The 14,031-nt window shown below is 70.6% G+C and carries 10 protein-coding genes; 5 read left to right on the forward strand and 5 right to left on the reverse strand.

The features are described from left to right. Window positions 1–40 precede the first annotated feature (40 nt). The gene (locus tag N801_RS01370) at window positions 41–775 is read left to right on the forward strand and encodes a class I SAM-dependent methyltransferase (RefSeq protein WP_035932116.1); all 735 of its coding nucleotides are present in this window, start codon (window positions 41–43) and stop codon (window positions 773–775) included. Further along, window positions 772–4,758, forward strand: a complete 3,987-nt coding sequence (locus N801_RS01375; protein ID WP_035932118.1) for an alpha-(1->3)-arabinofuranosyltransferase domain-containing protein — start codon at window positions 772–774, stop codon at window positions 4,756–4,758. The genes N801_RS01370 and N801_RS01375 overlap by 4 nt, the downstream gene beginning before the upstream one ends. Here N801_RS01375 and N801_RS01380 read toward each other — a convergent pair. Beyond that, on the reverse strand, window positions 4,663–5,850 hold the full coding sequence (locus N801_RS01380) for an acyltransferase family protein (RefSeq protein WP_084108019.1): 1,188 nt from the start codon (window positions 5,848–5,850) through the stop codon (window positions 4,663–4,665). The genes N801_RS01375 and N801_RS01380 overlap by 96 nt on opposite strands. 106 nt (window positions 5,851–5,956) lie before the next feature. Here N801_RS01380 and pgfA point away from each other — a divergent pair, with 106 nt between their 5' ends. Beyond that, window positions 5,957–6,961: a cell envelope lipid trafficking protein PgfA gene (pgfA, locus tag N801_RS01385; RefSeq protein WP_084108021.1), complete on the forward strand. Its 1,005-nt coding sequence runs from the start codon at window positions 5,957–5,959 to the stop codon at window positions 6,959–6,961. Window positions 6,962–7,035: 74 nt separating this feature from the next. On the opposite strand, the gene N801_RS01390 is transcribed toward pgfA, so the two are convergent. After that, entirely contained in the window at window positions 7,036–7,833 is a 798-nt protein-coding gene (locus N801_RS01390; protein WP_035932125.1) for a class I SAM-dependent methyltransferase, read from the reverse strand. Window positions 7,834–7,986: 153 nt separating this feature from the next. Here N801_RS01390 and rpsA point away from each other — a divergent pair, with 153 nt between their 5' ends. Then, window positions 7,987–9,513 carry a 30S ribosomal protein S1 gene (rpsA, locus tag N801_RS01395; RefSeq protein WP_035932127.1) on the forward strand — a complete coding sequence of 509 codons (1,527 nt, stop codon included), beginning with the start codon at window positions 7,987–7,989 and terminating at the stop codon, window positions 9,511–9,513. A 244-nt stretch (window positions 9,514–9,757) separates the two neighbouring features. Next, window positions 9,758–10,222 carry a PPOX class F420-dependent oxidoreductase gene (locus tag N801_RS01400; RefSeq protein ID WP_035932131.1) on the forward strand — a complete coding sequence of 155 codons (465 nt, stop codon included), beginning with the start codon at window positions 9,758–9,760 and terminating at the stop codon, window positions 10,220–10,222. A gap of 25 nt (window positions 10,223–10,247) precedes the next feature. Here N801_RS01400 and N801_RS01405 read toward each other — a convergent pair whose 3' ends face one another. From N801_RS01405 to N801_RS01415, 3 genes are read right to left on the reverse strand one after another with little or no spacing between them, the layout of a single operon-like run. Next, window positions 10,248–11,105: an inositol monophosphatase family protein gene (locus N801_RS01405; RefSeq protein ID WP_035932133.1), complete on the reverse strand. Its 858-nt coding sequence runs from the start codon at window positions 11,103–11,105 to the stop codon at window positions 10,248–10,250. After that, window positions 11,102–12,256, reverse strand: a complete 1,155-nt coding sequence (locus tag N801_RS01410) for an ABC transporter ATP-binding protein (RefSeq protein WP_052112491.1) — start codon at window positions 12,254–12,256, stop codon at window positions 11,102–11,104. Before N801_RS01410 ends, N801_RS01405 begins: the two co-directional genes overlap by 4 nt. Window positions 12,257–12,276: 20 nt before the next feature. Next, window positions 12,277–14,019 (reverse strand): ABC transporter permease, encoded by a 1,743-nt coding sequence (locus tag N801_RS01415; RefSeq protein WP_035932135.1) that lies wholly within the window; start codon window positions 14,017–14,019, stop codon window positions 12,277–12,279. Window positions 14,020–14,031 lie beyond the last annotated feature (12 nt).

Genomic DNA, 14,031 nt, shown 5'->3' on the forward strand with positions numbered 1-14,031 from the left:
GGCGCCGCGCGGCACAGCGCGGGATGGTTAGATTCGCGGCATGCGACGCGCGCCGGCCACGAGGTACCGCACAGTAGCAAGGTCGGCACAGCTCTTCCGTTCCTTCCTCGTGGAGCAGACGGACCCTGAGCGTTTCTACACCGACCTCGCGAACGACACGATCGCCCTGATCAGCCGACACGAGGCGCTGCGAGGCCGAACCGTGCTGGACGTCGGCGCCGGACAGGAGCAGTTCGGCCGTCGGTTCGTCGAGCAGGGGGCTCGCTACCTTGCGGTGGATCTCGCACGGGAATCCTTGGTGCCCGGGCCGGCGAGCGGCGCCGTCGTCGGCCGGGGCGAGCAGCTTCCCTTCCGTGATGGCTTCGCCGACGTCGTCATGGCCAACAACGTCATGGAGCACGTGCCCCGACCGGGCGCGGTCGCCGACGAGATGCTGCGCGTCGTCAGGCCCGGTGGGCTGCTCTTCATCTCCTACACCGCGTGGGCGTCGCCGTGGGGGGGGCATGAGACGTCGCCCTGGCACCTGCTCGGTGGCGCGTATGCCGGCAGGCGCTATGAGCAGACCCACGGACACCCGCCCAAGAACGTCTACGGCGAGTCGATGTTCCCGACGACCGTGGCCGGAGGCCTCCGCTGGGCGCGGGCGCAGAAGGGCGCGTCGTTGGTCGAGGCGGCGCCCCGCTACCACCCGCACTGGGCGGACAGCGTGCTCCACGTCCCGCTCGTGCGCGAGGTGCTGTCGTGGAACCTCATGATGGTGCTCCGCCGAGCGTGAGGTCCTTCCGCCGGCTCGACGGCGTCGTCTGGGCAGGTCTGTTCGTCGTGTGGACCGTGGCCTGGTCGGTGCCCCTGGGTCGCATCGCCGCCGACACGAAGAACGACCTCTACGTCGACCCGTGGGGCTTCCTCGCCCGCACCCTGCACGCCTGGGACCCCCAGGTGACCTGGGGGGGAATCCAGAACCAGGCCTATGGCTACCTCTTCCCCATGGGGCCGTTCTTCGGGATCGGCTCCGAGCTCTTCCCCATGTGGGTGGTGCAGCGCCTGTGGTGGATGACGCTGCTGACCGCCGGCTTCGTCGCCATGATCGGGCTGCTCGGCGCCCTCGAGATCGGGACGCGACGAACTCGCGTCGTCGCTGCGCTGGCGTACGTGCTCGCACCGCGCGTCGTCAGCACCATCGGTGTGCTGTCGTCCGAGGCCCATCCCCAGCTGCTCGCGCCGGCCGTCCTCTGGCCCCTGGTCCTCGTCGACCGGGGGCGGCTCGGTGCCCGCCGAGGCGCTGCCCTGAGCGGACTGGCCGTCCTGCTCTGCGGCGGGGTCAACGCCACCGCGACCGCCTTCGCCGTTCTCCCGGCGGGGCTGTGGCTGCTCACCCGCACCGCCTGGTGGCGACGCTCGGTGACGTGGTGGTGGGGCCTGGCCGTTTTCGCGACGACGGCCTGGTGGGTCGTCCCGCTGCTGGTCATGGGGAGGTACTCCCCGCCGTTCCTCGACTGGATCGAGAACGCGCGCGCCGTGTCCGCCCAGGTCGGGGCCCTCGATGTGCTGCGCGGAACCACGCACTGGCTTGCCCACGTCGCCACCCAGGGCGGCCCCTGGTGGCCGGCCGGCTACCAGCTCGTGACTTCCCCTGCCCTCACGGTCGCCACGGCTGCCCTCATGTCGGCGGGTCTGGCCGGCCTCGCCGCCCGGGCGATGCCTCACCGCACCTTCCTCCTCAGCACCCTGCTCGTCGGGGTGCTCGCCATCTCGCTGCCGCACGACGGGCCTCTGGCGTCACCGCTGGCCACCCAGACGCAGGCGCTCCTCGACGGTCCGCTGGCCCCGCTTCGCAACGTGCACAAGGCCGACCTCCTCGTACGACTCCCGCTGGCCCTGGGGCTCGCACACCTGCTCGGCCTGGTCGCAGCCTGGCGTCCGGCGCGCGCATGGGCGCGCCTGGCCGTGCTGGGCACGGCAGCGCTCGTGACCGTCGGTGCCGCGGCACCCGCCTTCAGCGGTGCCATCGCGGCGCGGGGGAGCGTCGACGCCCTGCCCCAGCACTGGAGGGACGCCGGGGCGTGGCTGGACGCCTCCGGAGGTGGACGCGCACTGATCGTGCCCGCGGCGAACTTCGCCGAGTACACCTGGGGCCGACCGCTCGACGAACCTCTCCGGCCACTGTCCGCGGGCCCGTATGCCGTTCGCGACGGGGTGCCGCTCGCGCCTGCGGGGACGATCCGCCTGCTGGACGAGATCGAGCGGCGGCTCCAGACCGGCCGTGCGCTCGGTGGTGCCACACAAGTGCTGCGGGGCGCGGGCGTGCGCTACCTCGTGGTCCGCAACGACCTCAGCATCTCGGACAGCGGCCAGCCGCCCGTGGCGTTCGCGAGGTCAGCCATCCAACAGAGCCCTGATGCCCGGTTCGTCAGGGGCTTCGGGCCCTCTCAGCTCAACCTCGCCGGCGAGCGCGTGTTCCAGCTCGAGGTCTTCGAGCTCGACGGCGAGGTCGCGCCGGAGCTCGCGCTGTGGGCGACGGCAGGCGTGGTGGGGTCGACCGGTGCGTCGGAGGATCTTGCGCGACTGGCGGAGGCCGGACTCGACGGACCCGTCATCTTCGACGGTGACCGCACGCCCTCGGTGCAACCGACACGCGTCGTGGCCACCGACGGCTTCCGGGCTCGCACGCGGTGGTTCGGCGCTCCTCGCGGACAGGACGTGTCCCCGACCCTGGCGGGCGACGAGGTGGCGGGCGCTCCGGACTACCTTCCCTGGCCGGAGCCCGGTAGACGCTCGGTCGTCTCGTACGAGGGGATCACCGACCTCGCCGCGTCGACGTCGATCGCCGACGAGTTCGGCTTCGCGGGACTGCAGCCCGCCCACCGCGCGTTCGCCGCCCTCGACGGCGAGGAGCGCACGGCCTGGGTCACCTTGGGCGACCCCCGCCCTCGACTGACGCTCTCGTTGCCCGGACCCGCCGACGTCCGCGAGGTGTCGATCCAGCCGTATGCCGACCGGGTGCGCTTCGGCGACGGGCTCGGTGTGGCCACCCGGGTCAGCGTGACCACGGACGGGGGCGAGGTGCGAGCCACCCTCGCGCCGACGGAGCCGACGACGATCACCTTGCCGGCGGGGGCCACGACCTCGCTGGTGGTCGAAATCCTCGACACCACCCGCGGCGCCCCGAGGGAGACCGCGACCGGGCTCGCGGAGGTGCGCATCCCGGGCGTCAGTCCCGTCGAGGTGGTGCGCACCCCCGCGACCGACCGGCCCGCGACGACCGTGGTGTTGGGCGGCGGTGTGCCCGGCAAGGACGGATGTTCTGCTCCCACCCGGGAGTCGAATGGGGTGACGTGCTTCGCCGGTCAGCTCGTGGACCCGGAGGCGACCGGCGACATGGTGCGCGACGTCTCAGGGGTGGTGTCGGGGCCGGCCACCGTCGCAGGCACGCTCGCGGTCAACCCGCTCATGCCGCCGCAACGGCTGCTCGACGTCCCGGGGACCACCGTGAGTGCGAGCAGTCTGCGCGGGTACGCCCCGGCGTCGTTGCCGGTCGCTGTCGTCGACGGGGACCCGCGCACCGCGTGGAGCCCTTCGGGTGACGACGAGGCGCCCTCACTCACCCTCGAGCTCGACCAGGCGGTGACGGTCGCCGACCTCCGACTGCAGACGCGTCGGGAGTGGGCCGAGAAGGAGTCCCCGGCGGTGGTCGTCGACGTCGACGGGGTCGAGGTGACCCGGCGCCTCCAGCCGGGAGGGGTGGTGTCCATCCCGCCGACGACGGGGCGCCGCTTGACCCTGACGTTCACCCACATCCCGGGTCCCCGGAAGCCGGGTCTCGGGGCGTTGGAGCTCGAGGAAGTGGAGCTGCTCGGCCACACGTTCGCGACGGCACCGACGAGCATCGACGCCGCCTGCGGTGAAGGTCCGAGGCTGACCATCGACGGCACGGCCGTCCCGACCTCGGCGAGCGCTCGCCGGGACGCGCTGTTCGGGCTGTCCGACGTCACCTGGCGAGCGTGCGGGCCGGTCGAGGTGAGCGACCTCCCACGTCACCGCATCGAGGTCGAACCCTGGGAGGGCATGTCGGCGCGATCCCTCGTCCTCACGCACGACGGAGCCCCGTCGGACACGGCGTCGCCGGTCGCGGTGACGACGCGTCGAGTCAGCGCCACCGAGATCCGCGGCCGCGTCGACGAGGGGGAGGCCCGGATGCTCGTCATGACCGAGAACGCCAACCCGGGGTGGGTGGCCACGCTCGCGGGTCGCTCCCTCGAACCGCAGACGCTGGATGCCCGGCGTCAGGGTTTCGTCGTGCCGGAGGGTGTCGGCGGCGCGCTCGTCATCCGGTTCGCCCCGGACGGTCCCTACCGGACGGGTCTGCTCGCGGGGGCGATCTCCTCCCTGCTCGTCGTGCTCGGTGCACTCGTGCCGGACCGGAAGTCGGTCAGGGTGCCCGGGCCGCGCTCGACGGGGGGCCGACCCGTCGTCGTGGCAGGTCTCCTCGTCGGAGCGAGTCTGCTGGCCGCTGGGCCGGCCGGTGCCGTGATCGCCCTCGTCGCGGTCGTGCTGGTCCGGCGCGTCGCCGTGCCGCACTGGTCCTGGCCGGCCGCGGTCCTCGCCCTGGGGGCCGCGGCTGCCCTCACCCAGGTGGTGCTCGCCCCCGGCGCCCTCGGGTCGTCAGCGGTGGAGGGGAGCGTGCGCGTCCTCGTGCTCGCGGCGTTCGTCCTCGCGGCGGCGGCGTCGAGCCAGGAACCGACCCGCCAGGCGGGATGACGGAACCTCGACCCACCGGTGGGTCGCCGCCGCCAGCCCGAGGCTGAGAGGTACGCCCAGGGCGAGGAGGGGCAGCAGCGCCCCGGTGAACTCCGGAACTCCTGACACGGCATACAGAGCGATGAACACGGGGACGTGCCACAGGAAGAGGCCGTAGCTGATGACCCCCAGGTGGCGGACGGTCGGATGCGAGAGGACCGTGCGGTAGCCGGACGGGCCTCCATGGGTGAGGGGGAGGAGGAGGCCGAGGGCGACGACGCCCGAGAGGGCGGTCCGCACGACGACGTCCGTCGACGTCCCCGGCGAGAGGTCGAGCCCACCCGCGATCGGGGTGGTGGCCAGGAGGTAGGCGCCGCCGGCCACGGCGAGGCACGCGACGACGTCGCCGCCCCACCGGGTGAGCAGGTGGCTGACGCGATGGCCTCGGGCCAGGAAGGTCTCCGCGCAGATCATCCCGAGGAGGAAGTGGGGCGCCCGCGAGTGCAGCCACCTGTCGTAGAAGATGTCCTCGCCCACCACGGCGTCGCCACCGAGGCCCGAGGTCGTGGTCAGGGCCACCGCCAGCAGGCACAGCACCGTCAGGGGTGCATGGGCATGGCGACGTCGCAGTGGTCGCAGGCCGAGCACGGCCAAGGGGAGCGACACGTAGAAGGCGATCTCGGTCGCGATGCTCCACGACTGGCCGAACGCCCCGATCCACGCGTCGGGCCAGTAGATCTGCAGGGCTGCCGCGTGGATGACGACGTCGCGCAGCGGTGGCGTCGCCCCGACGGCCACTACCGCGAGCACCAGCCAGTACGCCGGCAGCAGGCGCGCGGCCCGTCTCACCGCGTAGCCGAACACGTCGAGCCGGCCGTCGACGTCGGCGGCGATGAGCCCGCGGTGCAGGAGGAAGCCCGACAGCGCGAAGAAGATCGCCACGCCGAAGTCCCCTCGGGACCACAGGCGTCCGACCAGCCCGCCGGTCGCACCGAAGCCGGTGAGGAACGCCGCATGGGTGAGGAGGACCAGGCCTGCGGCGAGGGCGCGCAGACCGTCCAGCGCGGGGATCACCGTGACCACCGGGTCTCGTTGTGACTCGGTCGCGACCATGGGGCGAATCGTAGGCGAGGAGGGCACGCTCACATATCCCTCGAACGACGTTTACCGGCTGGTAGGGTGCGGCGACCGCTCCACTTGAGACAAAGGTGTCCCGCAGATGCGCAGAATTATCGGCCTGGTGCTGATGGGCCTTGGTGGCTTCCTCATCACGACCGCCCTGCTGGCCCTGATCTACATCCCGGGGGCGGTCAAGAAGACCCCGCTCGACACCGACACCTACACGCGGCTGACCGGCAACGCCAGCGCGCTGCCCAGCGGCGGCGGCTCTCCGGTCAAGGCGCTCAGCCACACCGTGGCCGACGGCCAGAAGTCCGACGGCGACGTCGTCGTCTTCGACACCTTCACCTGCCTCATCAAGGACCCGAACGGCGACTCGCCGGACTGCGTCGACGACACCGACCCCGACCGTCGGCTGGTCACCGCGACCACCGACCGGTTCGCGACCGACCGTCGCACCGGCCTCTCCGTCAACGATGAGAAGTACATCGGGGACGCGCAGCCGCACGAGGGCCTGGTCAACAAGTTCCCGTTCGACGTCGAGAAGAAGACCTACCCGTTCTGGGACGGCATCCTCGACCGGGCGGTCGACGCCACCTTCGAGGGCGAGGAGAAGGTCGACGGCTGGGACACCTACAAGTTCGTCATCGACGTCAACGACGAGCCGGCCGAGATCTCCAACGGCATCCAGGGCACGTACTCGGACCTCAAGACGATGTTCGTCGACCCCCGCACCGGGTCGATCCTCAAGCAGACCGAGCAGCAGGAGCGTGTCCTCGAGAACGGCACCACGGTGCTCGACCTCGACTTCGGCTTCACCGACGAGACGGTCAAGGGCAACATCGACACCGCCAAGGACAACGACTCGCGCCTGGGGCTCATCGGCCGCCTTCCGCTCATCGCGGGCCTGCTCGGACTCCTGTCGCTGGCCGCGGGGTTCTTCCTCTGGAACGGCGCACGTCGCGCCGACGGTGACGGCGACTACGCGGACCCGGGCCGCCGTGGTCCCGACGGTGACGCCCACGCCGCCGACGACACCCGGAACCTCGACGTCTTCGGTGACGACGAGGCGACCCCCAGCCGTTCTGACGTCCGCGGACGCTGACCCCTCGCACGACACGATCGACCCCGTCACCTCGCGGTGACGGGGTCGATCCGTCCCCGGCACGGGTGCGGAGCTCAGCCCTTCCGGCAGACGAAGATCGCCGTGCCGGGGATGAGCGCGCCGCGGGTCGGTGACCACCCGCCCCACGTCTCGGTGTTGTCCTCCGGCCACTCGGGCTCGACCACGTCGACGAGCGTGAGCCCGGCCGCGACGATCTCGCGCACCCGGTCACCCATCGTCCGGTGGTGCTCGACGTAGGTCGCCCGGCCGTCGGCGTCGGTCTCGACGTACGGCGTGCGGTCGAAGTAGCTGAGCCGCGCGGTCAGCCCCGCCTCGGTCGGGTCGTCGGGGAAGGACCACCGCACCGGGTGGGTCGTCGAGAACACGAACCGGCCACCGGGGCGCAGCACGCGGGCCACCTCCTGCATGACCGCCGCGCTGTCGGCGACGAACGGCACGACACCGTATGCCGTGAAGACCGTGTCGAAGCTCGCGTCACCGAACGGGAGGGCGAGGGCGTCGCACTGGATCAGCGGGGGAGCGGTGCCAGTGCGCTCGCTCAGCTCACGACCGACGGCGAGCATCCCCATGGACAGGTCGGTCGCGACGACCGACGCCGCGACGTGGCGCCGCAGCCACCGCGCGCACTGGCCCGCGCCCGCACCGATCTCGAGGATGCGCTGCTCCGAGGTCGCCCGAAGCAGGTCGAGCATCTCCTCCGTCCAGCCCTCGGGGCCCCAGACGAACTCGTCGTCGCCGAGGAAGCCGCCGTGCTCCGTGTAGTAGCCGGCCGCCTCGCCGTCCCACCAGGCCCGGTTGGCGGCCTGGGTCTCGCCGGTGCCGGCGGTGCGTCGTCCGACGGCGTCACCCACGGGGACACCCGCTTTGACCGCCCACAGCCAACCTCGGTAAGGTGACCGAGCACTCGTGTGTGCTCACGCGCGCCCGCAAGGGCGTGCGAGCGGGCCGGGGGCACCCAGTTCCATCCCATCGCATCCATCTGTCCACATCGGAGTTCCTACTACATGACTGCCAGCACGGTCGCCAAGACCGCCCCTCAGATCGCCATCAACGACATCGGCTCTGAGGAAGAACTTCTCGCCGCCATCGACGCGACGATCAAGCACTTCAACGATGGCGACATCGTCGAAGGCATCATCGTCAAGGTGGACCGCGACGAGGTCCTGCTCGACATCGGCTACAAGACCGAGGGTGTCATCCCCTCGCGCGAGCTGTCGATCAAGCACGACATCGACCCCAACGAGGTCGTCAAGGTCGGCGACGAGGTCGAAGCACTCGTTCTCCAGAAGGAGGACAAGGAAGGCCGCCTCATCCTGTCCAAGAAGCGGGCTCAGTACGAGCGCGCCTGGGGCACGATCGAGAAGATCAAGGAGGAGGACGGCGTCGTCACCGGCACCGTCATCGAGGTCGTCAAGGGTGGGCTCATCCTCGACATCGGCCTGCGTGGCTTCCTTCCCGCCTCCCTCGTCGAGATGCGCCGCGTGCGCGACCTCCAGCCGTACGTCGGCAAGGAGATCGAGGCCAAGATCATCGAGCTCGACAAGAACCGCAACAACGTGGTCCTGTCGCGCCGTGCCTGGCTCGAGCAGACCCAGAGCGAGGTCCGCACGACCTTCCTCAAGGAGCTCCAGAAGGGCCAGGTCCGTTCGGGCGTCGTGTCCTCCATCGTCAACTTCGGTGCGTTCGTGGACCTCGGCGGCGTCGACGGTCTCGTCCACGTCTCGGAGCTGTCCTGGAAGCACATCGACCACCCGTCCGAGGTCGTCGAGGTCGGCGACGAGGTCACCGTCGAGGTGCTCGACGTCGACATGGACCGCGAGCGTGTCTCCCTGTCGCTGAAGGCGACGCAGGAGGACCCGTGGCAGCACTTCGCCCGCACGCACGCCATCGGCCAGGTCGTGCCCGGCAAGGTCACCAAGCTCGTCCCGTTCGGTGCGTTCGTGCGCGTCGAGGACGGCATCGAGGGCCTCGTCCACATCTCCGAGCTGGCCGAGCGCCACGTGGAGCTGCCGGAGCAGGTCGTCACCGTCGGCGCCGACATCTTCGTCAAGGTCATCGACATCGACCTCGAGCGTCGTCGCATCTCGCTGTCCCTCAAGCAGGCCAACGAGGACGGCGCCGGGCTCACCGAGTTCGACCCGACCCTCTACGGCATGGCCGCGGAGTACGACGAGGCGGGCAACTACAAGTACCCCGAGGGCTTCGACTCCGAGACCAACGAGTGGCTCGAGGGCTACGAGAAGCAGCGTGAGGTCTGGGAGAAGCAGTACGCCGAGGCGCACACCCGCTGGGAGTCGCACCGCACGCAGGTCGAGGACGCCGCCAAGGCCGACGCCGAGGCTGCCGCCGGTGGTGGCGACAACGCCACCTCCTACAGCAGCGACTCGGCCTCCGCGTCGTCGTCGTCGTCCTCCTCGTCCACCGACGACGAGGGTTCGGACTCGCGTCCGGCCTCCCCGCCGGTCAGCGAGGGCACCCTCGCCTCCGACGAGGCCCTCGCCGCGCTGCGCGAGAAGCTCACCGGAAACTGAGCCGTCCGGCATACCTCGCGTATGCCGTGACGCACGACCGAAGGCCCGGTTCCCCTCGCGGGGAGCCGGGCCTTCGGCCTGCCCCCGCCACTGATTGCGCATTCCGGCCGGTGCAACCCGACTTATTGCGCATTCCGGTCAGACCGCGGAACCGCACCGGTCCGCGGTCCGACCGGAATGCGCAACAGGTCGGACGGGGAGCGGGGACGCCCGCGTCGTCGAGGCTCGTGCCAGAGTGGGGCACATGGCACGCACCATCGCGACGAGCACCACGGTCGACCTCGAGACGCTGCTGGAGTTCGTCCGGCCACGCCACCACCTCGTCCTCACGACGACCCGACGCGACGGCCGCCCGCAGGCCTCGCCCGTGACCGGCGGCGTCGACCAGGACGGCCGCATCGTCGTCTCGACCTACCCCGAGCGCACCAAGACCACCAACGCCCGTCGGGACCCGCGGGTCAGCGTGCTCGTGCTGTCCGACGACTTCGACGGTCCCTGGGTGCAGGTCGACGGGGAGTGCGAGGTCATCGACATGCCCGAGGCCGCGGACGCGCTCGTCGACTACTACCGCTGCATCTCGGGGGAGCACCCCGACTGGGACGAGTACCGCCAGGCCATGCGCGAGCAGGACAAGTCGCTGCTCCGCATCACGCCGACGCGCTGGGGCCCGGTCGCCACGGGCGGCTTCCCGGCCCGGCTCGCCGAGTGAGCGCCGACCACCCGCCGTGGGGTCGTCAGCTCGTCGTGGACAGCCGGCCGGTCGCCGTCAGCTCGGTGACGACCCGGCGCAGCGTCGGGTGCTCGACGTCGGCGGCCGTGGCCCAGTAGGCGCGGTGCCGGTAGGACGTGCCGGGCTCCTCGTCGACCCGTCCGCCGTCGCAGCCGAGGTAGCGCCCACCGCCGAGCCGGACCATGAAGGCGCCCGCTGCGACGTCCCAGGAGTTCGTGTGCAGGTCGAAGGTGGCGTCGGCGCGCCCCGTCGCGACCTGGGCCAGACCCAGCGCGCCGCTGCCGAGGGTGCGCACAGCCCCGTAGGCACCCACGAGGCGTCCGCTGGCCGTGAGCGCGTCCTCGCCGAACGTCACCAGGTCGACGCCACGCGGGAAGGTCGACAGGACGAGGGCGTCGATCTCCCGCTCGACCCGCCTCGGCCGGGCAGGCGTCCCGTTGACGGTCACCCCGGTGACGTCCGCGGCATACACCTCCCCGAGAGCAGGTGCGGCGATGACGCCGGCGACGACGACGTCGTCGACCGCGGCGGCGACCGAGACGCACCAGAACGGCAGCCCGTGGCTGAAGTTCACCGTCCCGTCGATCGGGTCGACGTGCCAGGTCACCCGTCCGGCGCCGGTCGTGCCGCCCTCCTCACCCACGACGACGCTGCCGGGCACTGCGTCCGTGAGCGCCGCGCGCAGGATCGCCTCGGAGGCGTGGTCGTGCTCGGTGACGAGGTCGTGGGGTCCGCCCTTGAGCTCCACCTCCATCGGGCGCCGGAAGACGTCGACGAGATATGCCGCAGCGAGACCCCCCGCGTGCTCCGCCACCTCGCGGAGCCGGACCGACTCGTCGCGGACGGCCGGCGACGGGGTCACGGGGTGTCGGCGGCGACCGGCATGAGCCAGGCGCGGCCCTCCTCGAAGCCCACGTCGAGGAAGTCGCCCTGGGTGAACGTCTCGTGGGCGTGCGGGTCCGCGACCGACACGACGAGGTTGCCTGCCTCGGTCTCGATGTCGTACTCGATCGCCTCGCCGTAGAACATCGAGGACAGCACCCGGCCCACCGACCCCCCGACCTCGCGGCTGTCGGTGGCGGAGAGGCGCACCGACTCCGGGCGGACCATGAGGGTCACCACGTCACCGGCGGCGACGGCGGGGTGCTTGCCGACGCTCCAGCGCTTGCCGAGGACTCCGACCTCGGCGCCGTCGTCGCGGACCTCGTGCACGTCGACGTCGAGGAAGTTCGCGCGACCGATGAAGTCAGCGACGAAGACCGAGGCGGGGTGGCGGTAGATCTCCTGCGGGGTGTCCACCTGCTCGATGACCCCGACGTTCATGACGACGATCCGGTCCGACATCGTCATGGCCTCGTCCTGGTCGTGCGTGACGAAGATCGTCGTGATGCCGAGTCGGCGCTGGAGCCGGCGGATCTCGCCGCGCATCTGGACCCGGAGCTTGGCGTCGAGGTTGGAGAGCGGCTCGTCGAAGAGCAGCACCTTGGGCCGCATGACCAGGGCCCGGGCGAGGGCGACACGCTGCTGCTGCCCACCGGACATCTGGTGCGGCGCGCGGTCCCGGTAGGGGCCGAGGTTCATCGACGTCAGCGCGGTCTCGACCTCCTCGGTGACGCGGGCCGAGGGGAGCTTCTTGAGCTTGAGGCCGTACGCGACGTTGTCGAAGACGGTCATGTGGGGGAAGAGCGCGTACGACTGGAAGACCATCGCCATCGGCCGCTTGTTGGGTGCGACCTTGTTGATGACCTCGTCGTCGAGGCGGATCGTGCCCGCGGTGGGCGTCTCGAAGCCGGCGATCATGCGCAGGGTCGTCGTCTTCCCGCAGCCTGACGGTCCGAGCAGCGTGATGAACTCACCCGGCTCGATGTCGAGGTCGATGTCCTTGACCGCCGGGGTGCCGGTCTTGTCGTCGCCGTAGATCTTGCGCAGGTCGCGCAGGGTGACCCGGCCGGGGGTGGCGGTCGCGAGGGAGTCCCGGGCTGACTCGATGCGCGCGTCGGGCTGTGTGGTCATGGCACTCTCCGGGGTGGCGGTCATCGGCGTTGGATGCCGCGGATCGAGGGGTGGAGCATCGCCAGGTTGAGCAGTCCGATGAAGCTCAGCACGATGACGATGAGGATGGCGCAGTAGGCGAAGGCGTTGCCGAAGCGCCCCGAGTCGACCTCGGCGAGGATCTGGCTCGTCATGATCTTGGTCTGCGGGGTCGTGATGAACACGATCGGCGACAGCGTGGTCATCGAGCGGGCGAACGCGTAGGTCAGACCGGCGAGCAGAGCCGGGCGGATCAGGGGGAGCGTCACCGTCCTGAACGTCGTCAGGCTGCTGGCCCCGAGGCTGGTCGCCGCCTCGTCGATCGCAGGGTTGATCTGCTGCAGGGCGGAGATGCCGGCCCGCTGCCCCGTGGGAAGCGACCTCGCCACGAACACCATGACGATCGCCATGGCCCCACCGAGGATCGCCGAACCGCCGGCGACCGCAGGGAACCACTGTCGGCCGGCGAAGACCGTGGGCGTGTTGAACGCGATGGCGTAGCCGATGCCGATGACGGTGCCGGGGACGGCCAGGCCGAGCATGCCGACGAAGTCCATGAGACCGGAGGTGCGCTTGAGCTTGCGGACCACGAGCCAGGCGATGAGCATCCCGAGCAGCCCGGCGATCGGGGTGGCGATGAGGGCGAGCAGGGTGGTCGTGAACATCGCGTCCGAGCCGATGCCCGCGAGGACGAAACGGTAGTGGTCCAGCGTGAAGTCGTTGTTGACACCGAAGATCTTGACGAACCCACCGAAGACCACCGTCGCGTACATGAGGATGACGAGCGAGGCCACGGCGACCGCCATGACGAGCATCGGGATCCGCAGCGCCGGTGCGGTGATGAGCTCGGGGGACCCGGCCGGCTTTCCGGTGACCGAGACGACGTTCTTGCGGCTGACCCAGTAGCGCTGGATGAGGAAGACGCTGAGGGCCGGCAGCAGCAGGACGAGGGAGTATGCCGCCCCACCGGCGACGTTGTACTCGCCCACGACGGCGAGGTAGGCCCGGGACGCGAGCACCGTGTAGTCGCCCCCCAGGACGAGGGGGTTGGCGAGGTCGGCGATCGACTCGACGAAGAGCAGCAGCACCGACCCGGCGATGCCGGGGATGAGCATCGGCAGGGTGACGGACGTGAAGATCTTGAGCTTGTTGGCGCCGAGGTTGGCGGCGGCCTCGTCGAGGCTGGGGTCGAGGCTCTCGAGCATGCCCTTGAGGTTCATGTAGGCCACGGGGAAGAACGAGAGCGTGAGCACGAAGGTGAGTCCCTTGAGCCCGTAGATGTCGATCTGCTGACCGAAGACACCGTTGCTGATCATGCCGTTGCGACCGAACAGGGTGATCGCCGCGGTGGCCACGGCGAACGGTGGGGACACGATGGGCATGAGCGAGATGAGGTGAAGGATCCTCTTGCCACGGAACTTCAGGCGCACCTGCGCGTAGGCCATGACGAACCCGACCGCGGTCCCGAGCAGGGAGACGATCACCCCGAGCTGGACGGTGTTCCACAGGATGCCGCGGTTGACCGGGTTGCTCAGCATCGAGCTGACGATCGACCAGCCCTCGGCGGAGAAGGCGACGGTGAGGATGCGCACCAGCGGCAGACCGACGATGACGGAGAGGAGCAGGGCGACGACGACCACCATCACGAGGAGGGAGATGTCGCGCCCGGAACCGCGACGCGGTCGGGACGAGGGTGAGCTCGTCCCGACCGGGTCGGCGGCTGCGGGGAGCAGCGTTGCGGTCATGTGTGGTCCGGC

Source organism: Knoellia aerolata DSM 18566, assembly GCF_000768695.1.
Classification (GTDB): Bacteria; Actinomycetota; Actinomycetes; order Actinomycetales; family Dermatophilaceae; genus Knoellia; species Knoellia aerolata.